20 protein-coding genes and 1 pseudogene are annotated in these 22,471 nt (G+C 71.3%); 6 read left to right on the top strand and 15 right to left on the bottom strand.

Going from position 1 to position 22,471, the window contains the following annotated elements; genetic code table 11:
• Window positions 1-10: 10 nt before the first annotated feature.
• Both AOK01_RS10590 and AOK01_RS10585 read right to left on the bottom strand, forming a co-directional pair.
• Window positions 11-1,012, bottom strand: coding sequence for an NAD-dependent epimerase/dehydratase family protein (locus tag AOK01_RS10590; RefSeq protein ID WP_055510691.1), 1,002 nt, complete (start codon window positions 1,010-1,012; stop codon window positions 11-13).
• Between the two features lie 54 nt (window positions 1,013-1,066).
• Window positions 1,067-2,149 carry a helix-turn-helix transcriptional regulator gene (locus AOK01_RS10585; RefSeq protein ID WP_055510690.1) on the bottom strand — a complete coding sequence of 361 codons (1,083 nt, stop codon included), beginning with the start codon at window positions 2,147-2,149 and terminating at the stop codon, window positions 1,067-1,069.
• Between the two features lie 201 nt (window positions 2,150-2,350).
• On the opposite strand from AOK01_RS10585, the gene AOK01_RS10580 reads away from it, so the two are divergent.
• Window positions 2,351-3,451: a winged helix DNA-binding domain-containing protein gene (locus tag AOK01_RS10580; RefSeq protein ID WP_055510775.1), complete on the top strand. Its 1,101-nt coding sequence runs from the start codon at window positions 2,351-2,353 to the stop codon at window positions 3,449-3,451.
• A 117-nt stretch (window positions 3,452-3,568) separates the two neighbouring features.
• Here the strand turns inward: AOK01_RS10580 and argG are convergent, their stop codons facing one another.
• Window positions 3,569-5,023 (bottom strand): argininosuccinate synthase, encoded by a 1,455-nt coding sequence (gene argG / locus AOK01_RS10575; RefSeq protein WP_055510689.1) that lies wholly within the window; start codon window positions 5,021-5,023, stop codon window positions 3,569-3,571.
• 77 nt (window positions 5,024-5,100) lie between these two features.
• Window positions 5,101-5,508: a RidA family protein gene (locus AOK01_RS10570; protein WP_055510688.1), complete on the bottom strand. Its 408-nt coding sequence runs from the start codon at window positions 5,506-5,508 to the stop codon at window positions 5,101-5,103.
• Between the two features lie 142 nt (window positions 5,509-5,650).
• Between AOK01_RS10570 and AOK01_RS10565 the strand changes: the two genes are divergently transcribed.
• A complete protein-coding gene (locus AOK01_RS10565) occupies window positions 5,651-6,076 on the top strand; it encodes a winged helix-turn-helix transcriptional regulator (protein WP_079103316.1) in 426 nt (141 codons plus the stop codon).
• Between the two features lie 10 nt (window positions 6,077-6,086).
• Here the strand turns inward: AOK01_RS10565 and AOK01_RS10560 are convergent, their stop codons facing one another.
• The 4 genes from AOK01_RS10560 to AOK01_RS10545 all read right to left on the bottom strand — a co-directional run bounded on the left by AOK01_RS10560 (window position 6,087) and on the right by AOK01_RS10545 (window position 12,782).
• Window positions 6,087-7,214 carry a M23 family metallopeptidase gene (locus AOK01_RS10560; protein ID WP_055510687.1) on the bottom strand — a complete coding sequence of 376 codons (1,128 nt, stop codon included), beginning with the start codon at window positions 7,212-7,214 and terminating at the stop codon, window positions 6,087-6,089.
• A 294-nt stretch (window positions 7,215-7,508) separates the two neighbouring features.
• Complete coding sequence (locus tag AOK01_RS10555) at window positions 7,509-8,642, bottom strand: AI-2E family transporter (protein WP_055510686.1); 1,134 nt, start codon at window positions 8,640-8,642, stop codon at window positions 7,509-7,511.
• Between the two features lie 128 nt (window positions 8,643-8,770).
• Window positions 8,771-11,989, bottom strand: a complete 3,219-nt coding sequence (locus tag AOK01_RS10550; protein WP_055510685.1) for an alpha-L-rhamnosidase — start codon at window positions 11,987-11,989, stop codon at window positions 8,771-8,773.
• A 274-nt stretch (window positions 11,990-12,263) separates the two neighbouring features.
• Window positions 12,264-12,782 (bottom strand): AAA family ATPase, encoded by a 519-nt coding sequence (locus AOK01_RS10545; RefSeq protein WP_055510684.1) that lies wholly within the window; start codon window positions 12,780-12,782, stop codon window positions 12,264-12,266.
• A 711-nt stretch (window positions 12,783-13,493) separates the two neighbouring features.
• On the opposite strand from AOK01_RS10545, the gene AOK01_RS10540 reads away from it, so the two are divergent.
• Window positions 13,494-13,721, top strand: coding sequence for a hypothetical protein (locus tag AOK01_RS10540; RefSeq protein WP_055510683.1), 228 nt, complete (start codon window positions 13,494-13,496; stop codon window positions 13,719-13,721).
• 101 nt (window positions 13,722-13,822) lie between these two features.
• Here the strand turns inward: AOK01_RS10540 and AOK01_RS40935 are convergent.
• The 6 genes and pseudogenes from AOK01_RS40935 to AOK01_RS10515 form a co-directional block, all read right to left on the bottom strand.
• Window positions 13,823-13,956, bottom strand: a pseudogene (locus tag AOK01_RS40935) (zinc-binding dehydrogenase); the annotation flags it as partial.
• A gap of 70 nt (window positions 13,957-14,026) precedes the next feature.
• Window positions 14,027-15,133, bottom strand: coding sequence for an ABC transporter ATP-binding protein (locus tag AOK01_RS10535; RefSeq protein WP_055510682.1), 1,107 nt, complete (start codon window positions 15,131-15,133; stop codon window positions 14,027-14,029).
• Window positions 15,130-16,011, bottom strand: a complete 882-nt coding sequence (modB, locus tag AOK01_RS10530) for a molybdate ABC transporter permease subunit (RefSeq protein WP_055510681.1) — start codon at window positions 16,009-16,011, stop codon at window positions 15,130-15,132. The genes AOK01_RS10535 and modB overlap by 4 nt, the downstream gene beginning before the upstream one ends.
• A complete protein-coding gene (gene modA, locus AOK01_RS10525) occupies window positions 16,008-16,841 on the bottom strand; it encodes a molybdate ABC transporter substrate-binding protein (protein ID WP_055510680.1) in 834 nt (277 codons plus the stop codon). The genes modB and modA overlap by 4 nt, the downstream gene beginning before the upstream one ends.
• Window positions 16,842-17,092: 251 nt before the next feature.
• Window positions 17,093-17,488: a TOBE domain-containing protein gene (locus AOK01_RS10520; RefSeq protein WP_055510679.1), complete on the bottom strand. Its 396-nt coding sequence runs from the start codon at window positions 17,486-17,488 to the stop codon at window positions 17,093-17,095.
• A 125-nt stretch (window positions 17,489-17,613) separates the two neighbouring features.
• Entirely contained in the window at window positions 17,614-18,018 is a 405-nt protein-coding gene (locus tag AOK01_RS10515) for a Dabb family protein (RefSeq protein WP_055510678.1), read from the bottom strand.
• Window positions 18,019-18,141: 123 nt separating this feature from the next.
• Here AOK01_RS10515 and AOK01_RS10510 point away from each other — a divergent pair, with 123 nt between their 5' ends.
• From AOK01_RS10510 to AOK01_RS10500, 3 genes are all read left to right on the top strand, one after another.
• Complete coding sequence (locus AOK01_RS10510; RefSeq protein ID WP_055510677.1) at window positions 18,142-18,732, top strand: TetR/AcrR family transcriptional regulator; 591 nt, start codon at window positions 18,142-18,144, stop codon at window positions 18,730-18,732.
• Window positions 18,733-18,852: 120 nt separating this feature from the next.
• Window positions 18,853-19,326 carry an SRPBCC family protein gene (locus AOK01_RS10505; protein WP_055510676.1) on the top strand — a complete coding sequence of 158 codons (474 nt, stop codon included), beginning with the start codon at window positions 18,853-18,855 and terminating at the stop codon, window positions 19,324-19,326.
• 79 nt (window positions 19,327-19,405) lie between these two features.
• Window positions 19,406-21,028 (top strand): phytoene desaturase family protein, encoded by a 1,623-nt coding sequence (locus AOK01_RS10500; RefSeq protein ID WP_055510675.1) that lies wholly within the window; start codon window positions 19,406-19,408, stop codon window positions 21,026-21,028.
• Here the strand turns inward: AOK01_RS10500 and AOK01_RS10495 are convergent.
• Window positions 21,017-22,210 carry a PucR family transcriptional regulator gene (locus AOK01_RS10495; RefSeq protein WP_055510674.1) on the bottom strand — a complete coding sequence of 398 codons (1,194 nt, stop codon included), beginning with the start codon at window positions 22,208-22,210 and terminating at the stop codon, window positions 21,017-21,019. The two genes, AOK01_RS10500 and AOK01_RS10495, sit on opposite strands and share 12 nt — an antisense overlap.
• Window positions 22,211-22,471 lie beyond the last annotated feature (261 nt).

Genomic DNA, 22,471 nt, shown 5'->3' with positions numbered 1-22,471 from the left:
CTGTGCGGGCTCACTCGCCGCGCAGCCGCGCCGCCGCGAACTCCCGCATGCCCTCCTCGAACCCGACCTCGGGCTTCCAGCCCAGCTCGTTCCGCAGCCGGGACGAGTCCGCGGTGATATGGCGTACGTCCCCCAGGCGGAACTCGCCGGTCACCACGGGGTCAGGACCGCCGTGCGCGGTGGCCAGCGCCCGCGCCATCTCGCCGACCGTGTGCGGCTCCCCGCTCCCGGCGTTGTACGCCGTCAGCCCGCCGCCCGCCGTGTCCGCCTCCAGCGCCGCCACGTTGGCCGCCGCCACGTCCCGTACGTGGACGAAGTCCCGCCGCTGACCGCCGTCCTCGAAGACCCGGGGAGCCGCACCGCGGGCGAGCGCGGAACGGAAGAAGGACGCCACACCGGCGTACGGGGTGTCGCGCGGCATCCCGGGCCCGTAGACGTTGTGGTACCGCAACGACACGGCCGTACCGTCCGTCGACCGTGCCCACGCGGCGGCCAGGTGTTCCTGTGCGAGTTTGGTCGTCGCGTACACGTTGCGCGGGTCGGCCGGAGCGTCCTCTCCGACCAGCTCGGGCACCAGATCCGCGCCGCAGGACGGGCACCGCGGCTCGAACCGCCCCGCTGTCAGATCGGCGGCGGACCGTGGCCCGGGCCGCACCACACCGTGCCGCGCGCAGGAGTACCGGCCCTCCCCGTACACCACCATCGACCCGGCGAGGACGAGCCGCCGCACCCCTGCCTCGGCCATCGCCGCGAGCAGCACGGCGGTACCGAGGTCGTTGTGCGAGACGTAGTCCGCCGCGTCGGTGACTCCGTTGCCCAGACCGACCATCGCCGCCTGGTGGCAGACCGCGTCGACACCGGCGAGGGCCGGTGACACGGCGCCGCGATCGCGGACGTCCTGGCCCGCTTCTTCTCGTACGTCGAACACCACGGGCTCGTGACCGCCCGCTCGCAACGCCTCGACGACATGGGACCCGATGAACCCGGCACCGCCGGTGACCAGTACACGCATGTGCCGAACCCTAGGCCCGGTCCCGGGCCCCGCCGCAGGGTCGGGCGTGCCATGTCACCAGTCCGTAAGTTTCGTGGGCGCCGCGGGTCGGCCGGCTGCGGCGTCCGCGTAGCGGCCGGCCAGCTGTGCGCACGCGTCCTTCAGCTCCGCCGGGCCGACGACCTCGATGGCGGTGTCGAATCTGCCGATGCCGGCGGCCATGCCGACCCACGACCACGAGCCCAGAGTGAGCCGGCAACGGTCGGGGCCGAGTTCCTCGACGACCGCGTCCTGCGCGAAAGGGGCCACGGCGGAGGCCGGCAGGCCGAGGATCACCTCGCCGCGGCAGGGCCAGTCGCCGAAGTACGCGGAGGCCTCGGAGCTGCCTGAGCCGTCGGCGCCCCGGAACCTGGCGGCCACGAAAGCCGCCACATCACCTCCGGGCAGTTCACGCGGGGTGAAGCGGGGGCCTGTCGGAGTGCGCGGGGTGATCCGGTCGGCTCGGAAGGTGCGCCAGTCCTCGCGGTCCAGGTCCCAGGCGACGAGATACCAGCGCCTGCCCCACGTGATGAGGTGGTGGGGCTGGACCTTGCGCGGTGGTGTCATGGAAGGGGCGTCGTCGCCCGACCCCGCCCCCGACCCCGACCCCGTTCCCGTTCGCGATGGGGAGGCCGCGGCGTAGTCGAAGCGCAGCACCTCGCGGGCGTGGACGGCGCCGCTGAGCGCCAGGAGCACACTGCTGTCGAGCCGGGGCTCCGGTCGCGGCCCCGGCCGCTGGACGGCGGTGACCTGAAGGGTGTCGATCCGGTGGCGCAGTCGCGCGGGCATGACCTGCCGCACGGTGGTCAGCGCGCGCACCGCGGCCTCCCCGATGTCGGCGCCGGTGGTGGTGGCGATCTGGAGCGCGACGGCGAGGGCGACCGCCTGCTCGTCGTCGAACAGCAGCGGCGGCAACTGCGTACCCGCGTCGAGGCGGTAGCCGCCGTCGGGCCCCTTGAACGCCACGATGGGATAACCGAGTTCGCGCAGGCGGTCGACGTCACGGCGCACGGTGCGCTGACTGATGTCCAACCGCTCGGCCAACAGTGCTCCGGGCCAGTCCCGGCGCGCCTGGAGCAGCGAGAGCAGGGACAGCAGTCGAGCTGATGTCTTCGGCATGGCTCCATGGTGCCCTGAGAAGCGGACACACCCTGACCGCTTTCCCTGAGAGCGTCACCCTGTGCCCGACAACACCCACGCCGACAACACCCGCATCGACACCGGCACTGACACCGATCGGAAGGGCTCCCACACCGTGACCGCCATGACAACCACCGCGAGTCGCTCGCCGGTCGGAAATCGCCCCGAGCGGTGAGCGCACTGACCGTTCTCGACGCCCGGGCGCTCAACCGCGCGACCCTGGCCCGGCAGTTGCTGCTCGACCGTGCCGACGTACCGGTTCTGGACGCCGTCGCGCACCTCGGCGGGCTGCAGGCGCAGGAACCGCAGGAACCGTTCGTCGGGCTCTGGTCCCGGCTGCGCGCGTTCGACCCGTCGGCGCTGTCGGACCTGCTGACCGGGCGGAGTGTGGTGCGGACCCACCTCATGCGCCGCACCGTCCACCTGGTCACCGCCGACGACGCCCTGGCGTGGCGGGGCCGCCACACCGCGATGCTGCGGCAACGGGTGCTGGGGACCTACCGCCGCGAACTCGCCGGGGTGGACCTGGACGAACTCGCCGCGGCGGGCCGGACGGTCATGGCCGACGGCGAGCCCCGTTCGATGACCGAGCTCGCGCGGGCGGTCGCCGGGCGATGGCCGGACCCGGGACCGCGGCCACTCGGCGAGATGCTGATCGCCGCCCTCGTCCCGATGGCGCAGCTCCCACCGCGCGGGCTCTGGCGTACCAGAGGGGGAGTACGCAACGTCATGCTCTCCTCCTGGCTGGGGCGTGAGGTCGACCCGGCGGACCCGGACGGCTCCGACCCTGTGGGCCAGGCCCTGGTCCGGCGCTATCTGGCCGCGTTCGGTCCCGCCGCGTCGGCCGACCTGCGTGCCTGGTGCGGCCTCGCGGGTCTGCCGGCCGCGATCAGCGCGGTACGCGAGGAGCTCATCGCCTTCCGTGACGAGCGGGGCCGGGTGCTGCTCGACCTGCCCGAAGCGCCGCGCCCCGACCCGGACACACCAGCCCCGGTGCGCTTCCTGCCGGCGTTCGACAACGCGATCCTCGGCTACCACGACCGCGGCCGGATCATCGACGACGCCCACCGCGGTCTGTCGGTCGCCGGCGAGCGGGTCGTCCTGGTCGACGGCCGGGTCGCGGCGACCTGGACCGCCGGCAAGGACGGCACCGTGACCGTCACGCCGCTGGGCGGTTTCTCCCCGGCCGACCGTACGGCCGTGGCCGAGGAGGGACGCGCGGTGGCCTCATTCCTCTCCGACAAGGACAGCGACCACGTTCAGATCGTCTCGCCCCTCTGACGAACATGGCGAACGTGGCGAACGTGGCGAACGTGACGAACGGATGGGCGGGCCCGGCGCTTTCGGCGCCGGACCCGCCCATCCGGAGTTGGGTCCCCGGCGGCTGGACCTGATCGGTCAGTCCGTGCCGAACTCCATCGCGGCGCGGTCCAGCAGCTCGTCGTCCTCGGACACCTCGCCGCGGGAGGCGATCGCCTCGGCGCCGCCCTGCGGCATCTCCGGCATGCTGGCGATCAGCCCGGTCGAGGCCGCCTGGGCGGCACCGACGGCGGGGCTGCCGGTGCCGATCAGACCGAGCCCGGCGTACTGCTCCAGCTTGGCGCGCGAGTCGGCGATGTCGAGGTTGCGCATGGTGAGCTGGCCGATCCGGTCCACCGGGCCGAACGCCGAGTCCTCGGTGCGCTCCATGGACAGCTTGTCCGGGTGGTAGCTGAACGCCGGGCCGTTGGTGTCGAGGATCGAGTAGTCCTCGCCGCGCCGCAGCCGCAGCGTCACCTCGCCGGTGACGGCCGCGCCGACCCAGCGCTGCAGCGACTCGCGGACCATGAGGGCCTGCGGGTCCAGCCAGCGGCCCTCGTACATCAGCCGGCCGAGGCGTCGGCCCTCGTTGTAGTACTGGGCGAGGGTGTCCTCGTTGTGGATCGCGTTGACCAGGCGCTCGTACGCGATGTGCAGCAGCGCCATGCCGGGCGCCTCGTAGATGCCGCGGCTCTTGGCCTCGATGATCCGGTTCTCGATCTGGTCCGACATGCCCATGCCGTGACGGCCGCCGACGGCGTTGGCCTCCATCACCAGGTCTACGGCGGAGGCGAACTCCTTGCCGTTGATCGTGACCGGGCGGCCCTGGTCGAAGCCGATCGTCACGTCCTCGGTGGCGATCTCGACCTCGGGGTCCCAGAACCGGACGCCCATGATCGGCTCCACGGTCTCCACGCCCGTGTTCAGCTGTTCCAGGGTCTTGGCCTCGTGGGTGGCGCCCCAGATGTTGGCGTCGGTGGAGTACGCCTTCTCCGTGCTGTCGCGGTAGGGCAGGTCGTTGGCGACCAGCCACTCCGACATCTCCTTGCGGCCGCCGAGCTCGGTCACGAAGTCCGCGTCGAGCCAGGGCTTGTAGATCCGCAGGTGCGGGTTGGCGAGCAGCCCGTAGCGGTAGAACCGCTCGATGTCGTTGCCCTTGAAGGTCGAGCCGTCGCCCCAGATCTGTACGTCGTCCTCAAGCATCGCCCGGACCAGCAGGGTGCCCGTGACGGCGCGGCCGAGCGGGGTGGTGTTGAAGTAGGCACGCCCGCCCGAGCGGATGTGGAACGCCCCGCAGGTGAGCGCGGCAAGGCCCTCCTCGACCAGTGCCGCGCGGCAGTCGACCAGGCGCGCGAGCTCGGCACCGTAGGCCTTCGCGCGGCCGGGCACCGAGGCGATGTCGGGCTCGTCGTACTGGCCGATGTCGGCGGTGTAGGTGCACGGAACGGCGCCCTTGTCGCGCATCCACGCGACCGCGACCGAGGTGTCGAGTCCGCCGGAGAAGGCGATGCCGACGCGCTCGCCGGCGGGAAGGGAGGTGAGGACCTTAGACATAGGAAGAGTATGCACGACTTCGCATGATCATGCAAAGCTGGTTCAGTGGTCATGTACCGAAGACCCCGGTTTCTGGTTCAGTCGAGGACCGCGGTGGCCTCGACCTCGACCAGGTGGTCGGGTACGTCCAGTGCCGCCACGCCGATCAGGGTGCCCGGCGCCATGGGTGTGATGCCCAGCTTCGCGGCGGCCCGGGCGATGCCCTCCAGGAGCGCGGGCATCTTGTCGGGGGTCCAGTCGACGACGTAGAGGGTCAGCTTCGCCACGTCGTCGAAGGACCCGCCGACCTCGGCCAGGGCGGTGCCGACGTTGAGGTAGGCCCGCTCCGCCTGAGCGGCGAGGTCGCCCGCGCCGACCGTGACTCCGTCGGCGTCCCAGGACACCTGCCCGGCGATGAACACGAGCCGTGACCCGGTCGCGATCGACACCTGCCGGTACACATCGATCTCCGGCAGTCCCTCGGGGTTCACCAGGGTGATGGCCATGCCGCCCGCCTCCTTCTCGTACGAGTCCGTCGGCCCGCTTCCGCGGAACCGGGGCGCACTCGCTCTCTTGTGGTTACTGAAGAACCGTAGGAGAGTGACCGCTGACATGGAAGAACGCACTTTTCAGTGACTGGGGAACCTCATGGTGACCAAGCAGCTCAGGAATTCGGCCGACGAAGCCGACGAAGCCGACGACATCGACAGCATCGACGGCGTCGACGAGGCCGACCTGACCCGCGCGGACTCACTCGCGCGGGAACTCTTCTCGGACATCGCCAACAAGTGGGCCCTGCTGATCATCGAGATCCTGGGTGAACGCACCCTGCGCTTCAGCGAGTTGCGCAACGAGATCGAGGGCATCAGCCACAAGATGCTCACCCAGAACCTGCGCATGCTGGAGCGCAACGGTCTGGTCGAGCGGGACGTGTACCCCACCGTGCCGCCGCGGGTCGAATACACCCTCACCGGGCCGGGCCGGGCCCTGAAGAAGACGGTCGACGGAATGTGTGACTGGACGCACCAGTACATCGGTCACATCGAGGAGTCCCGCCGCCGCTTCGACGTCTGAACCACGCGGCTCACGTACTGGGGTTGAGCCACGGCATCGGGTCGGCGTAGTAGCCGTCGAAAATCACCTCGAAGTGCAGGTGGGGGCCGGTGGACAGACCGGTGGAGCCGACCAGTCCGACCGGCGTCCCGACGTCCACCGCCTGACCGACGGTGACCTGGAGGGACAACAGATGGCTGTACGTCGTCTGCAGCCGTTTGCCGTCGATGCTGCCGTGGTCGATCACCACGCGGTTGCCGTACGCCTTGGTCATCGCCGCGAACGTGACCTGGCCCTTCATCGCGGCGGAGACCTGGGACCCCTGGGGCGAGGCGAAGTCGACCCCGGTGTGGAGCTTCGTCACCCCGGTCAGGGGGTGCTCGCGCGATCCGTACGGGGAACTGACGACGGGGTTGGCCACGGGGGCGGCCAGTACTGCGCCCGGTGCCTGGTTCACGGTGCCACCGGAACTCTCCTCCCGGTCGACCGAACCGTAGCGCGAGGACAGCGACTTGACCTCGCTGATGTAGGCCTCCGCCTCGGTGGGTACGCGTCCTGCCTTCACCACGGCGTCCGTACCCGACGCGTACGCGGCGAGGGTGAGGTTCACCAGGTCGCCGTTGACGACTCCCTCGGTTCTGAGGTCGGTCACCTTCTTGGCGAGGGAGCAGTCCTGCCGTCCGAGCGCCATCAGGGCGTCCGCCGGATCGCTGGGCGAGGAGCGCCCGTTGTCGTCGGCGTCCTTGCCCCAGGTCCGCCACTGGGCGTCCGTGAACCCGGCGATGCCCTTCTCGCCCGACAGCGCTCCGGCGTCGTTGCTCCAGCCGGAGCGCCGGTCGATCTGGGCGGCCAGCACCGACGGCTTGATGACCGTGCAGTCCGAGACGGCCTTGCGGAGCCAGGGAACGTACGCGGCGTCGACGCGGGTCGTGGCGGTCGGGGCGGGGTCGGAGGATCCCTGGGGCCAGGCGGAGGACAGGCCGCCCGTCGCGGCCAGAAAGCCGGCCACTCCCATCAGGGCGACCAGGCCGGGCAGGACGAGCAGCGTGAACGGGCCCGGGCCGCGACGGGCGCGCTTCTTCGCGTTCTTTTTCGGCGGTTCGTCGTCCCGGCTCTCGCCGACCGGCGCCGGGCCTGTCCCGGTTCCAGCCGTGTCCATCGGTCCCGCCTCGGCCGTTCGAGGACCGGTTGCCCCCGCCTCGTTCCACCGGTCGTCGATCACCGGCGGACCCCTCGCGCACCGCATCTGGCGAGGGAGACGGCCGACGGTGGTTTCGCGGGGGTCATGGTGCTCACGAGCACGACGCTAGCGTGCCGCCCTTCGGGTATCACGAGACGCGAAGGCACAGGAGGGTGCCCGAACGGGCAGACCTCGCGTCCGCGTGGAACGAGTCGAATAAGTCGAACAAGGTGAAAAAGCGGCACAATACGGCGCACCGGGGCGGGAGTCGGCTCAGGAGGCACCGACGGCGTCGGCGGTGCCGGAGCCGCCGACCGGCGGCTCGCCGGTGTCCGGCTCCTGGAGCGGCTCGCTGAGCTGCTCGCGCAGGTAGTTCCAGAACACCGCGACCAGCGCCGCGACCGGGACGGCGAGCAGACTGCCCACGATGCCCGCCAGACTGCCGCCCAGCGTGACCGCCAGCAGGATCACCGCCGCGTGCAGCCCGAGCCCGCGGCTCTGGATCATGGGCTGGAAGACGTTGCCCTCCAGTTGCTGCACGACGATGATGATCGCCAGCACGATCAGCGCGTCCGTCAAACCGTTCGACACCAGGGCGATGAGCACCGCGACGAAGCCGGCGAACAGGGCGCCCACGATCGGCACGAACGCGGAGACGAAGGTCAGCACGGCCAGCGGGAGCACCAGGGGCACGTCCACGACCCACAGACCGACGCCGATGAACACGGCGTCGAGCAGACCGACGGCCGCCTGTGAACGTACGAACGACCCCAGCGTGTTCCAGCTGCGCTCCGCCACTATCGGCACATCGGTGGCGAGCCGGCCGGGCAGCTGACGGGCGAGCCACGGCAGGAACCGCGGCCCGTCCTTGAGGAAGAAGAACATCAGGAAGACCGCCAGGACGGCCGTGACCACACCGTTGACCACCGTGCTCACGCCCGCGAGGACCGTGGTGACCAGACTGCCGGCACTCTTCTGGATGCGTTCGGCCGCTGTGTCCAGGGCGCCCGAGACCTGGTCCTCGTCGATGTTCAGCGGCGGACCGGCAGCCCAGTCGCGCACCTTGTGGATGCCGTCCACGACCCCTTCGGTCAACTCGCCGGACTGGGAGGCCACCGGCACCGCGATCAGCGCCACCACGGCCGCGGCGACCGCGAGGAAGAGCACGGTCACGGAGGCGGCGGCCAGCGCGGGAGGCCACCCGTGCCGGCGCAGGAAGCGGGCCACGGGCCAGGTCAGCGTGGTGAGGAGCAGACCCACTATGAGCGGCCAGACCACGGACCACATCCGGCCGAGGAGCCAGAGGGCCACCGCGGTCATCACCAGAACCAGCAGTAGTTCGACGGAAACGCGCGCCGACACGCGCAACGCGGCGCGGGTTCTGGCGGTACTCAACGAGGCAGGCATGCGATCACCTTATGGGCACGTCACCGTCCCTACGTGCACCCCTCAACCCAATGGCACCCGGAGCGCGTTGGAGGCCGCCGTCCACCGGAAGGTCTCCGGTGGACGGATTCCCGGCCCGCCCTCCTTGTCTACGCGGTGAAGCGGTGGGTGCCCGAACCGACCCGGTACACCGCGCAGCCGTCCTCGCTGCGCAGGAACGCCGCGGTGGTGTGCTTGACCGCCTTGGGCTCGTCCGTGGGGATCCACACCTCGGCGGTGGTGTTGGGAGGCACGGAGCACGTCAGGGCGAATCCGCCGGACCGCTGCCGCCACTGCGTGGAGACGGGGCCGTGCACCGAGGCGAACGTGGCGCGGGCGGAGGTGACGCCGCCGCCCGGCCGGGGCCGGACGACGATCTCACGGTAGCCGGGCCGGCCCGCCGCGATGCCGGCGATGTTCGCGTACATCCACTCGCCCACCGAACCGTAGGCGTAGTGGTTGAAGGAGTTCATGCCCGCGTCCTGGAAGCTGCCGTCGGGCCGGATGGAGTCCCAGCGCTCCCACATCGTGGTGGAGCCCTTGTCGATCTGGTAGCCCCAGCTGGGGAAGGAGCGCTGCACGAGCAGCCGGTAGGCGACGTCGGTGTGCCCGGTGTCGGTGAGGACGGGCAACAGCCGGGGCGTGCCGAGGAAACCCGTCGAGAGATGCCAGTCCTTGGCCTCGATCAGCGCGACGAGCCGGTTCGCCGCCGCCTCCCGCAGTTCGTCCGGCAGCAGGTCCATCGACAGGGCGAGCACATAGGCCGTCTGCGTGTCACCCTTCACCCTGCCCTCGGCGGTGACATAGGCCTTCTGGAACGCCGCCCGTACGCGCCCGAAGAGGTCGGTGTAGGGGGCGGGGTCCTTGTCGAGTTCCTTGGCGATACGGGCCGCGAGGTCGGCGCTGTGGGCGAAGTACGCGGTGGCGATGACGTCCTTCGGTGTCTCGTCGGAGACGTTCAGCCAGTCGCCGTAGCCGCTGTCCGGCCGCAGCAGACCGCTGCTGTTCTTCTCCAGGTACTTCAGCCAGGCCTGGACGGAGGACCACGCGTCCGCCAGGACCTGCCGGTCGCCGTAGGCCTGGTACAGGGACCAGGGGACCGTGACGCCCGCGTCGCCCCAGCCCGCCACACCGTTGCCGACCGTGCCCACCATGGGTGCCACGTCGGTGAAGGCGCCCTCGGCGGTCTGCCCGTCGCGCAGGTCCACGAGCCACTTGGAGAGGAAGCGGGCGGACTCCATCGTGTACGCGGCCGTCGGCGCGAAGACGTTGATGTCGCCCGTCCAGCCCAGGCGCTCGTCGCGCGCCGGCGTGTCCGTCGGTATGGACAGGAAGTTGCCGCGCTGCCCCCAAGTGATGTTGCTGTGCAGCGTGTTGAGCATCGGGACATCGGTCTCGAAGTCGAAGGTGAAGGGCGCGGACGTATGCATGACGCGACCGGTCAGGTCCCCCGCCGACGGAGTACCGGGGAACCCGGTCACCTCGACGTAGCGGAAACCGTGGAAGGTGAAACGCGGCTCGTACGTCTCCCGGCCACCGCCCCTGAGGGTGTACGTGTCGGTCGCCGCGGCGGTCCGCAGGTTCGCCGTGTAGAGGGTGCCGTCCGGGTTGAGCACCTCGGCATGCCGCAGACGGACGGTCGTGCCGGCCGCTCCCGAGACCCGCAGCCGTACCGAACCGACCATGTTCTGGCCGAGGTCGAAGACGAAGACACCCGGTGCGGGCTCGGTCACCTTCTTGACGGGGAGTTCCTTGGCGATCCGGACCGGACCGTCCACCTGGGCCACGATGCGCGGCGGAGCGGCGTCGTCCGCGGCGCGCACCACGGCGAGCCAGGCCCGGTCGTCGAAGCCGGGTGAGGTCCAGCCGGAGGTCTCCTTGCGTGCGTCGTACGTCTCGCCGCTCAACAGGTCGGCGGAGACGATCGGTCCGGAGACGGCCCGCCAGCCGGTCCCCGACGTGATGCTCTCGCGCGTCCCGTCGGCGTACTCGACCTCCAACTGTGCCAGCAGTGCCGGGCGTTCACCGTACTGGTGGGGCCCGAACATGCCGACATTGCCCGCGTACCAGCCGGGCGCCACGTACGCACCGATGGCGTTGGCGCCGGGCTGTACGAGTTTGGTGACGTCGTAGGTCTGGTACTGGACGCGTTCGCGGTAGTCGGTCCAGCCCGGGGCGAGCTGGTCGCGGCCCACGCGGCGGCCGTTGAGGTGGGCTTCGTAGACGCCGAGGGCGGTGGCGTACAGACGGGCGCGCGACACCTTCTTGCGGGGGAGCTTGAACTCGTGCCGCAGCTGGTTGGCGGCGTACGACGCGGGGACGACCCTGCCCCACGGCCCGGCTCCCCACGCGGCTGCCTTCTTCGCGGCCGGCCAGGCGCTGTCGTCGAAGTCGGTCCCGCGCCAGTCGGCGGCGGGCTCCTTGTCCGTCGATCTCCAGGAGCCGTCGGTGACGACTCTCTGTTCGCCGGACGCCGTGTGGAGGCTGAGGGCGGCGACCAGCCCTGCGGGCCCCTCGGACCCGTTGGTTGCCGAGACCGCGACCACGTTCTTGCCCGTACGCAGCTGGGCGAGGATCTCGACGACGGCGGGGCGGCGCCAGCCCTCGAAGTCCGTGGCGAGGTCGGTGCGCGCCACTTCGGTGCCGTTCACGGAGACGGTGTAGACGTTGTCCGCGCTGAGGGCCAGGGTCGCCGCGGTGACCGCGTCCGGGAGATCGAGGACGCGGCGGAACCAACGGGTGCCCGCCGGGGCGCTGCTGGCCGGTTCGCCCTCGGGGAACCAGATCCAGGAACTGCCGTCGAGCGACGGCGCGTCGGTGAGCGCCGGGGGAGCGGAGACCCATTCCGCGGACCACTGCGCGGCATCCAGGAGCCCGGTCTCCCACCACGACGGCTCGCTCCAGGCCGAGACACCGCCGTCGGCGTCCCACACCCGCACGGACCAGAAGTAACGCGTACGCGGCTTGAGTTCGGGACCCGCGTAGGCGACGAGGACGGACTCGCCGGACGTGACCTTTCCGCTGTCCCAGACGTCGGGGCGCTCCAGACGGGAGGCGCTGGAGGCGACGCGGACCTGATACCCGGTCTGGCGCGCGCCCGGCTTGTCCGCGCTCATCGGCCAGCTCAGCCGAGGGCGTGGTGCGTCGATCCCCAGCGGGTGCCGAACGTACTCGACGGTCGGCGCGGTGACGCGCAGGGCGCTGCGACGGGTGGGTCCCTGGGCCGGCGTGGACGCGGGTGCGGCCACCGCGGTCCCGGCGGTGGTGGCCGTGGCCGTGACGGCCATCGCGGCGGCCGTACCCGCCAGAATGTTCCTCCTGCTGATCACTGCGGCTCCTCAGATAGCGTCAGGTAGCGAGGATGAATCGATTCACTCGGTGAACGTAGAGGCGCCAGTGGTGGGGGTCAATGAGCGTGCACCACATTCTTGACGGGACGTCGGACAGGACCCGTTGCTTCAGTGGGGCCTCGTGCGTCCGTGGCGCGAGCAATTGAACGGTTTCAATTCGCTCGGATCGTACGGGTGGTGCGGGCCGTTCGAGCTGTTCGGGCCGTCAGGGCTACCCGGGCTGTCCGGCCCGCCCCGGGTCGTCAGCGTCAGGTCACACGGACGCCAGCCAGGCCGCCGTGTCGCGGGGACGGGGAAACCTGAGCGTGTCGAGGGGAGCGAAGCGGGGATCGCGCGTCCGGTGCTCGATCTCCCGGCGCCGGCCCGCGTGTTGGGACCAGGCCCACCGGGCCGGGTGTTCCTTGCTCAGCCAGCCCGCCCAGGTCTCCCTGTTGCCGCCGAAGAGGCTCTCGCGGGTGACGGTGCGCCTGAGGGAGCGGCGCAGGACCCGGGGCATGACGACGCGCTTCCCGTAGTCGAGCCAGAGCACGGTGTCGGCCCGGTCCCAGAGCAGGTCACGGACTTCGGGATAGCCGAGCGAGTCGACGATCCAGCGGGGCTCGGCGGTGATCCGCGCGACGGTCTCGGTCAGCTTGTCATCGGTGGCCCAGTCGGGGCCCGTGAAGTACAGCGCGTCCATCTCGTGGTAGGGCATGCCCAGACGCTCGCTCACCGCCCGGGCGAGCGTGGATTTGCCGGCGCCCGTGACGCCCACCACCAAGATCCGCTCCACGGACGCACTTTACAGCGCCGACTGTCCGATCGAGCCGGCGGGCGGGGAGGTGAGTGGTTCCGGGCCGGCGGCGGGCGGTTCCGTGACGGCGAGCGGCCCCCTGTCGGCGGCGGGCGATCTCGGGATGGCGAGCGAGCGCTCCCGTGCCCTGGCGGAGGGCCTGGCGGAGGGCCTGGAGGGGAGCTTGGCGGCCCGCCGAGGACGGCTCCCGGCGGGCCGCGGCCTCCGCCGCGAACGGCCTCCCGGAAGAACGGATCACGCATCCGAACCACTTCGCGTACCGCGCCCTTTCGTCCTCCGGCCGCCGATAGGATCTAATGGGCAGTCGCGCGCGAGGTAGGCAGGTACCGATGGTCATCGGTCGACAGCTCCACCTCTGATCCGCGCGACTCCCGACTCCGGATGGTTTTGGATGCCTGCCTCTTCGCATCGCGACCCTGCACGTCCCGTTCAGGACACGGCCGCCTCGTCGGCCGTGCCGCAGCACCACGATCTGTTTCTCCAGCCGCAGTACACCGTGGAACTGCCGCCCCTGGACGATGAGGATGAGGACACCTTCTCGCCGCCTCCGCCCCCGCCGGCGCAGCGGCGACGGGGGGCACCCAGGGCTCGCTGACCGATACCGCCGCCCGTCCTGCCGTACCGCGGCCGGGGTCGTGTTCGCCGGGGCCGGGCAGCGTCGAACCGAGGGGGAGAGGCACTCTGGATGCCATGGAACACGCAATGATCGTTGTGCACAGGCCGTCCGCCGGCGGCGGTCGGCGAGTGAGCGTGCACCGTGACGGCCGGGCCGAGATCCTGGGGCTGGCTCACTCCGACCACGATCTGATCGTGTTCCTGGAGGCCGCGGGGCTGTCCTACCCGGCCGAGCTGCTCGACGATCCCAGCTGGGTGGAGTGGCGCGGCGGCGGCCCCCACGAGTGGGGCGCCACACCGTAGCGAGAATGTCCGGCATCGATCGGGGCGGGGACAAGGCTTCCACCCGTTCATCAGTGGGGCCTCGCTCACGTGACGCCTCACTGATGAACGGCGCGACGTGATCAGAGGGTGAGCACGAGCTTGCCCTGGAGGTGACCGCCGTCGAGCAGCCGGTGCGCGTCGGCGACGCGCTCGAACGGGAACGTCTCCTGCACGTGGACCCGGAGCCTGCCTGTTCGACGAGTTCGACGAGACCCCCGATCCACCAGCTGACCGTGTCGGTCACCCACGGCGACTGAGGCCCCCGCCAGGGCCTGGCGGGGGCCTCAGACCGGATAGGCGTGGGTCTGCGTCGCCTTCACCGTCGCCCAGACCGCCGCGCCCGGATGCAGATCCAGTTCGGCGGCGGCGACCGTGGTCAGGTCCGCGGCGAGCGGCAGCTCTCCGGCGAGGTCGGCGCGGATCTGGTCGCCGTGGGTCTCAAGGCCCGCGACCTCGCAGCGCCAGAGGTTGCGGGCGCTGGCCCCGGTGGGGCGGTCGCGGTAGAGGGTGACCGCGCTGGGCGGGAACGCCACGAAGACCGGGCCGGACAGCGCCTCCGTGGTGGTGATGGGCGGCCCGGCGTCGAGTCGGACCGCATGGCCGTCGGCCTCGCCCCGGTAGAGGTTCAGGCCGACCAGCTGGGCGATGTAATCGGTACGGGGACGGCGGGCGATGTCGGACGGGGCGCCCTCCTGGACGACCCGGCCGTCCTCGACGACGACCAGGCGGTCGGCCAGCACCATGGCGTCCAGCGGATCGTGCGTGACCAGGACGGCGACGGCCTCGAACTCGGCCAGATGGCGCCGGAGTTGGGAGCGCACCTCCAGGCGGGTGCGGGCGTCAAGGGCGGCGAGCGGCTCGTCGAGCAGCAGCAGCCGGGGGCGGGTGGCGAGCGCGCGGGCCAGGGCGACACGCTGGGCCTGTCCGCCGGAGAGCCGGCGGGGCTTGGCGCCGGCGTGGTCCGCGAGACCCAGGCGGTCCAGCCACTCGGCGGCCCGCGCCCGCGCCCGCTCCTTGGTCGCGCCCTGGCAGCGCGGTCCGAAAGCCACGTTGTCCAGGGCGGTCAGGTGGGGGAAGAGCAGGTAGTCCTGGAAGACGACACCGACCGGGCGGGACTCCGGCGGCGTACGCTCCAACGCCGTGCCGTCCAGCCGCAGCCGGCCGCCGCTGAGCGGTGTCAGGCCGGCGAGGGCGCGCAGGGCGGTGGTCTTGCCGGCGCCGTTCGGACCGAGCAGGGCGACGACCTCGCCGGGCGCGACGCTCAGCGCCACATCGAGCCGGAAGGTGCCGCGCTCGACGACGAGATGAGCGTCGAGGCCCTCCTCGGAGGCGTGGGCGTCGTGGGCACTGGGGGCGGAGGCGGCGGAGGCGGCCTCATGGGGCTCGGTCATCCTGTTGTCATCCAACGGTCGCGCAGGCCGGCCAGTACCGCGACGGACACGGCCAGCAGGACCAGACTGAGGGCGATGGCGGCTTCCGGGTCGCTCTGCAGGGCCAGGTACACGGACAGCGGCATGGTCTGCGTACGGCCGGGGAAGTTGCCCGCGAAGGTGATCGTCGCACCGAACTCGCCGAGCGCCCGGGCCCAGGCCAGGACCGCGCCGGCCGCGATGCCGGGCGCGATCAGCGGGAGGGTGACCCGGCGGAACGCGGTGAAACGGGACGCCCCGAGCGTGGCGGCGGCCTCCTCGAAGCGAGGGTCGGCGGCGCGCAGGGTGCCCTCGACGCTGATGACGAGGAACGGCATGGCGACGAACGCCTCGGCGACGACGACCCCCGCGGTGGTGAAGGGCAGCGTGATCCCGAACCAGGAGTCCAGCCACTTCCCGACGATGCCGTTGCGGCCGAGCGCCATCAGCAGCGCCACACCGCCGACGACCGGCGGCAGTACGAGCGGCAGGGTGACGAGGGCTCGTACGAGGCCGCGCCCGGGGAACTCGACACGGGCCAGCAGCCAGGCCAGCGGCACACCGATGACCAGGCTCACCGCGGTCGCCGCCGTGGCGCAGACCAGGGACAGCTGGAGCGCCTGCCACACCTCGGCGCTGGTCAGCAGGTCGGGCAGGCTGCGCCACGGGGCCCGTACGAGCAGGGCGACCAGCGGCACGACGAGGAACGCCAGGCCGAGCAGCGCGGGCACGAGCAGCGGAAGGGGCACGCCGCTGTTACCGCTGCCGCCGCCGGTCGTCCGGGCGCGCCGGCGCCGGCGCCGCGGGCCACCTCGGAGGGTGTCGGCCGCGGCGTCGGATGTGCCGGTCGGGGAGGTCACGGCTTGAGGAATCCGGCCTCGGTCAGGACCTGCTGGCCCTCGGCGGACCGCACCAGGGCGAGGAACGCCTCGGCGCCCTCGGTGTTCTGCGCGCTCTTGAGCCGGACGATCGGGTAGTCGTTGACGGCGTCGTCGGATTCGGGGAACTCCACACCCTCCACCTTGTCACCCGCCGCGTGCACGTCGGTCTTGTAGACGACGGCGGCGTCGGCCTCCTTCAGCTCGACCTTCGTCAGCGCCGCCTTCACGTCCTGCTCGTAGGAGACGGGGGTGAGCTTCAGCCGGCCGGCGTCGAGGGCCTTCTCGGCGGCGGCGCCGCAGGGCACCTCCTTGTCGCACAGCACGACCTTCAGGCCTGACCCGGTGAGGTCCTTGAGGGAGGAGATCTTGTGGGGATTGCCCGGCAGCGTGGCGATCTCCAGCTTGTTGCGGACGAAGGTGGCGGGCGTCCCCGACGCGTCACCGGCGTCGGTGACGATCTTCATCGTCTTGGGGCTCGCGGAGGCGAACACGTCCGCCGGGGCGCCGCCCGTGATGCTCGCGGCCAGCGAGTCGCTGCCGCCGAAACTGAAGGTGACCTTCGTGCCCGGGTGTTCCTTCTCGAACTTCTCGCCCAGCGTCGTGAAGCTCTCCTTGAGGGAGGCGGCGGCGAACACGGTCACCGTGCCGGACAGCTTGTCCGAGGAGCCGGACGCGGAGGAGTCCGACGTCGTCGACGAGGAGTCGTCGGACGACGAACAGGCGCTCAGCGCCAGCAGGGCGGCGGCGCCTGCACCGGCCACCTGGAGGGTGCGACGGGTGTGACGGATCCGGCGCGCGGTACGGGTCATGACGTGTCCACTCCCTCTGGCCCTGACGGACCGATCACCTGTGTGTCCTGACGCACCGTGCGCCGTGCACAGTCCCCGGTCTGCCGACGACCGGCATGCGCTGACGATACTGCGGCAGATGCGAGGGGAAAGTGTCTCATCACTTCGCATGAGCCGGAACATGGACCACCATTAGGCCGCATGTGCGTTTGGGTGGAACGTGCGTTCAGGTGTGACCGTCCGGGAGGGGACACGGCCCGTCCGTACCGCTCTCAGGCCCGGTCGATGTGCACGTTCGTCGACTTCACCCGGGCGGTGGCCTCCACCCCGACCTCCAGCCCCAACTCCTCCACGGCCTCGCGCGTCAGCAGCGACACCAGCCGGTGCGGGCCGGCCTGGATCTCCACCTGGGCGGCGACATCACCGAGCTTCACGGCCGTGACGATGCCGGGGAAGGCGTTGCGGACGGAGGTGTACGACGGGTCCTCCTCGCCGTCACCGCTCTTGGCCAGCTCGACGGAGAAGGCGGCCAGCTCCTTGCCGTCGATGAGGCGTCGCCCGCCCTCGTCCCGGTGGGTGATCATCCGGCCCGCGTCCGCCCACCGCCGCGCGGTGTCCGGGCTCACCCCGAGCAGACGCGCGGCCTGGCCGATCGTGTATGACTGCATACGCGCCAAGATAGGCGATCATCGTCGCGCCGTGCCCGAGCAGCCGACCGCCTCCCTCCACGCGCGCTCGCGGCCGTGGCCGGCACCGCGAACGCGCGCAGGGGTGGATCATCTGCGCGCCGTGATCAGTCGTCCACGCCGGCGCCACGGTAGGTGGGCACGTCGGCCAGCATCCCGGCCACCTCGGGGTTGAGCTCGTTGCGGCGCCGGTGCAACTCCTGGATCTTCGCGTTCAGCTCGGGGTCGTCGTCGTCGCTGACGTCGAAGATGGTGAGGTCCTCCACCAGGTTCAGCCCCAGGTCATCGGTCGCGTAGGTCGTCGGGTGCGTCAGGTACTCGAAGAGGCCGTCCAGGTCCTCGACGGCGAACACCGCGCTGTACTCGAAGTCGCCGCCGAGATCGCGGCCGATGATGAAGGACTTGACGGAGGGCACCGACCTGCCCTGTTCGCGCCAGCTCTCCAGCGCCGCCTCGATCTGGTCCGGTGTCGCGCTCGCCTTCATCTTGGCGCGATTGATGTGGTAGATCATTCCCTGCACCTCGTTTTCTAACGACGTTAGATTTTCTAACGTCGTTAACGTAAGGAGGTGGCGGCAGCGTTGTCAAGAAGAGCGGTTACTGTCCGGGAAGCCATCGAAGCGAAGTGACGGGACATGCCGAACAGCACACGACGGGCCCGCGAACGGGCGAGCACCCACGACCGGATCATCGAGGCCGCGCTGCGCGTCCTTGAGAGCGAGGGCGCCGCCGCGCTGACCGTCCGGCGCATCGCGGCCGACGTGGAGTACACGGCGCCGGTCGTCTATCAGCACTTCGCCAACAAGGACGCGCTCGTGCTGCGGCTGGTCGGGCACGGTCACGGCCTGTTGCTGGCCGAGCTCAGGCGGGTCGCCGAGGAGCCCGACATCGACCGGCGCATGCTGCGGGCCGCGTCCGCGTACGTGCGCTTCGCGGGCGAGCATCCTCATCTCTACGAGGCCATGAACGGCACCGTGGTCGACGCGGACGAGCGCAGGCGCGCCGCGGAACCGGCCATCGACGTCCTGAAGGAACTGCTCGCGACATGGTCGGACGCGCACGGCGTGGAGCTGGCCGACCACGACGAGGCCTGCGAGATCGTGTGGGGCACGCTGTACGGCATGGCCTCGCTCGGCCGTCTCGGCACGGTCGGGACCGAGCGCGCACAACGGCTCGCCGAGCAGGCCCTCGGCGCGATCCTCCGCGGCTGGCAGACCGAGGGATGACTGGACGCCTCGGTCGAATCGACTCCTCGGTTGGACCGATGCCTCGGTTGAACCTCGGATGCCGGGGGACTCGGGACCGATCACTCCTCTACCGGCGGGTGCGAGACCAGGGAGGCCGTCGTGGCCGTACGCCACAGACTGATCAAGAAGACCCCCCGCGAGGTGTGGGCCGTCATGGCCGACGGTACCCGGTACGCGGACTGGGTCGTCGGAACGTCGTCCTCGTACCCCGTGCGTGGTCAGTGGCCGCAGGTGGACTCGGCCATCGGCTACGAAGTGCGGCTCGGGAGCCTCTGCTTCACCAACGAGACGGTCGTACGGGCGTGTGACGAGGGACACGAGCTGGAACTGGAAGCACACGCGGGCCCCCTCGGCACGGCTCGCATCGCCATCGAACTGCGTCCCTGGGGCGAGTACACGCTGGTGGTCATCGACGAGCATCCGCTGCAGGGCGTCGGCGGCTTCCTGCACAACATGGGCGTGGAGGCACTCATCCAGCTGAGGCACCGGCCCATGCTCAAGCGGCTGGCCGACGTGTGCGAGAACGGCCGGGGCCGGCCTCAGCCCACCGGCGCGGAGCCGAGGCCGGTATGACCCGCGGTATTCCGGGGACAGGCCGGGAGACGACGATGCCCCCGGCCGTGCACCCCGTGCGGCGAGACGGGAGGCGGCCATGCCGGACGCGGTAGTGGTCGGGTCGGGCCCCAACGGGCTCGTCGCCGCCAATCTGCTGGCCGACGAGGGCTGGAGCGTCGAGGTGCTGGAGGCGCAGGACGAGCCGGGCGGCGGCGTACGGCACGACCACGGCGTCGACCCCGACTTCACGAACGACCTCTTCAGCTCGTTCTACCCGCTGGCCGCCGCCTCGCCCGTCCTCCGCGGACTGCGCCTGGAGCGGCACGGGCTGCGCTGGAGCCATGCGCCGCGCGTGCTGGCCCACCCGCTGACCGACGGCCGGTGCGCCGTGCTCGGACGGAACCTCGACGACACCGCCGCCTCCCTGGACGCCTTCGCCGACGGCGACGGCGACGCCTGGCGCGAGCTGCACCGGCTCTGGGAACGGCTGCGCCCCGACCTCCTGGAAGCGCTGTTCACACCCTTCCCGCCGGTACGCGCGGGTGCCCGGATGGCCCTGCGCCTGCGGACCGCCGGAGGGCTGCGCACCGCACGCTCGCTGGTGTTGCCGGTGCGGCGGCTGGGGGAGGAGGAGTTCCGCGGCGAGGGCGGCAGGCTGCTGCTGGCAGGCAACGCGCTGCACGCCGACCTCGCCCCCGAGGCCGCGGGAAGCGGCGGTTTCGGCTGGCTGATGTCGATGCTCGGCCAGACCTACGGATTCCCCGTCCCGGTCGGTGGTTCGGGCGCCCTCGTCGAGGCGCTGACGCGGCGGCTGCGGGAGCGCGATGGTGTGCTGCGCTGCGGGGAACGGGTGAGCCGCGTCGTCGTCCGGCAGGGCAGGGCCGTGGCGGTGCGTACGGCCGGCGGCGAGACGGTGTCCGCCCGTCGGGCTGTACTCGCGGACGTGTCCGCGCCCGCCCTGTACGGCAAGTTGGTCGACAGCGCCGACCTCCCCCCGCAGCTGCTGGCCGATCTGCGCCGCTTCCAGTGGGACTTCGCCACCTTCAAGGTCGACTGGGCCCTCGACGGGTCCGTCCCGTGGCAGGCACCCGGGGCGGCGGACGCGGGCACGGTGCATCTGGCGGACGGCGTCGACGAGTTGACCCGATTCGCGGCACAGGTCGCCATGGGGCGGGTACCGGACCGGCCGTTCGCGCTGTTCGGGCAGATGACGACCGCCGATTCCACCCGGTCGCCCGAGGGCACCGAGTCCGCGTGGGCCTACACCCACGTCCCGCAGACGATCACCGGTGACGCCGGCGACGACGGACTGACCGGCACCTGGGACGCGAAGGAACAGGAGCTCATGGCCGACCGGGTCGAGCGGCAGGTCGAGCGGTTCGCGCCGGGGTTCCGTGCCCTGATCCGGGCCCGGCGCATCCTGGCCCCGCCCACCCTCCAGGCCCTGAACGCCAATCTGCACGGTGGTGCCATCAACGGCGGCACCACGGCCCTGCACCAGCAGCTCGTCTTCCGCCCCGTCCCGGGCACGGGACGCCCGGAGACGCCGGTCAGGAACCTCTACCTGGCGTCGGCCTCCGCACATCCGGGCGGCGGTGTGCACGGGGCCCCGGGCTCCAACGCCGCCCGGGCCGCGCTGCGCAGGAACCTGCCCACCGGCCTGTCCCGCGCCCAGCGCCTGCTGGCCCGCCGCGACCGTCAGGGAGAACTACGGCGGTGAGAGCGCATCCCGGCCCGGGTCCTCGCCCTGTCCCAGCCAGGTGGTCAGGGCCCACCACCAGTGCAGGGTGCTCAGCGGTTCGGGGAGAGGCCCGGACGCGAGGTCGGTCAGTGGGTGCCCGGTGATCTGCTGGAGGCGGCCGAGCCGGTAGCGGACGGTGTTGGGGTGGGTGAACAGGGCCGTCGCGGTCTGGTCCAGGCGCCGGCCGTGGTCGAGGAACGTCCGTGCGGTGAGCGCGAGCTGCCGGTGGAAGCCGTCCGACCGGTCGAGGGCTCCCAGGAGCCGGGCGCTCAGCTGAGAGCCGAGGAGCGGCTGGTCGGCGAGGGCGATCTCGGCGGCGAAGTCGGTCAGTTCGTACAGACCCCGACGCCCTTGCCGTACGCCGGTGTCCATGGCCCGTACGCAGAGCCGGTACAGGGGCCGGATCTCCTCCAGTCGAGCGGCGGGCGAGACCACGACCAGAGCCGACGCCGCCGCTTCCCCGAGGCCGGGCATCCGCCGGCACAGACCGGCCGGCCGGCCCTCGACGAGGCCGAAGACCGCGTCGGGTCCGCAGAGCCGGTCCGTGAGGAGGCGGGCCGCCGCGGGGTCGCCGGTGTCGGCGACGACGCAGTGGTGCGGTCCGCCGTCCGGCCGCAGGCCGGCCCCGGTCAGCTCCACGGGGGACGGCACGACTCCGCCGACCAGCAGCCTGCGGAGCACGTTCGTGCGGATCTCGGCGGTCTCGTGCGGGGTGGCGCGCTCCGCGGCCCGGTACCCGCTGATCACATGGCGCTCGATGGCGTCGCCGTACTCGTTCAGCCGCAGCACGACGCCGAGCAGGGTGCTGTCCGGCACCCCGGCCGTTCGACAGCGGTCGACGGTGATCTCCACGGCGCGGTGCAGGCCGGCCTGGACCCCTCGCAGGACCGCGGTCATCGCGACGCCCTGACGCGCCCGGTCGGCCCCCAGTAACAAGGCGGCGGTGAAGTCCTGTTGCTCGACCCGGTCGAAGGTGGCGAACCACGCGCCGGCGGCCCGGATCATGGCGGTGACGTGGGAGAGGCTCTCCGCCTCGGTGAGCCGGGCGACCTCGGGGGAGTGGGCACGGGCCGCGCGGACGAGTTCGCCGCACACGTCGCCGTCGACGGCCATCGTCCGCAGGATCTCCGTGACCGGCTCGCGTTCCTGGACGACCGCCATGAGTCGATTCTCCGTCCGCTCTCCGTCCGCGCTGTCGCCGGGACACAACGCGGCCGCCCTCACGTTGGTGTCCGGCCACTACCACGGTGATGTGACGACCTGATTCCCTGTGAGCTACCGACGGTAACAGCGCCGACGGCAACAGTGCAGCCGTCCCAGGGACATCCCCGGTGTCTCCCGCACCCTTCCCCGCAGCGTGCCTCGCAACGCCCCCACACCCTCCTCCCCGCAACGTGCCCCGCACCCTCCGCCTCTTCTCCG

The organism is Streptomyces aurantiacus (assembly GCF_001418335.1).
GTDB classification, from domain to species: Bacteria; Actinomycetota; Actinomycetes; order Streptomycetales; family Streptomycetaceae; genus Streptomyces; species Streptomyces aurantiacus.
The sequence above is the reverse complement of the archived record's forward strand: the minus strand, read 5'-3'. Positions and strand labels throughout refer to the sequence as shown.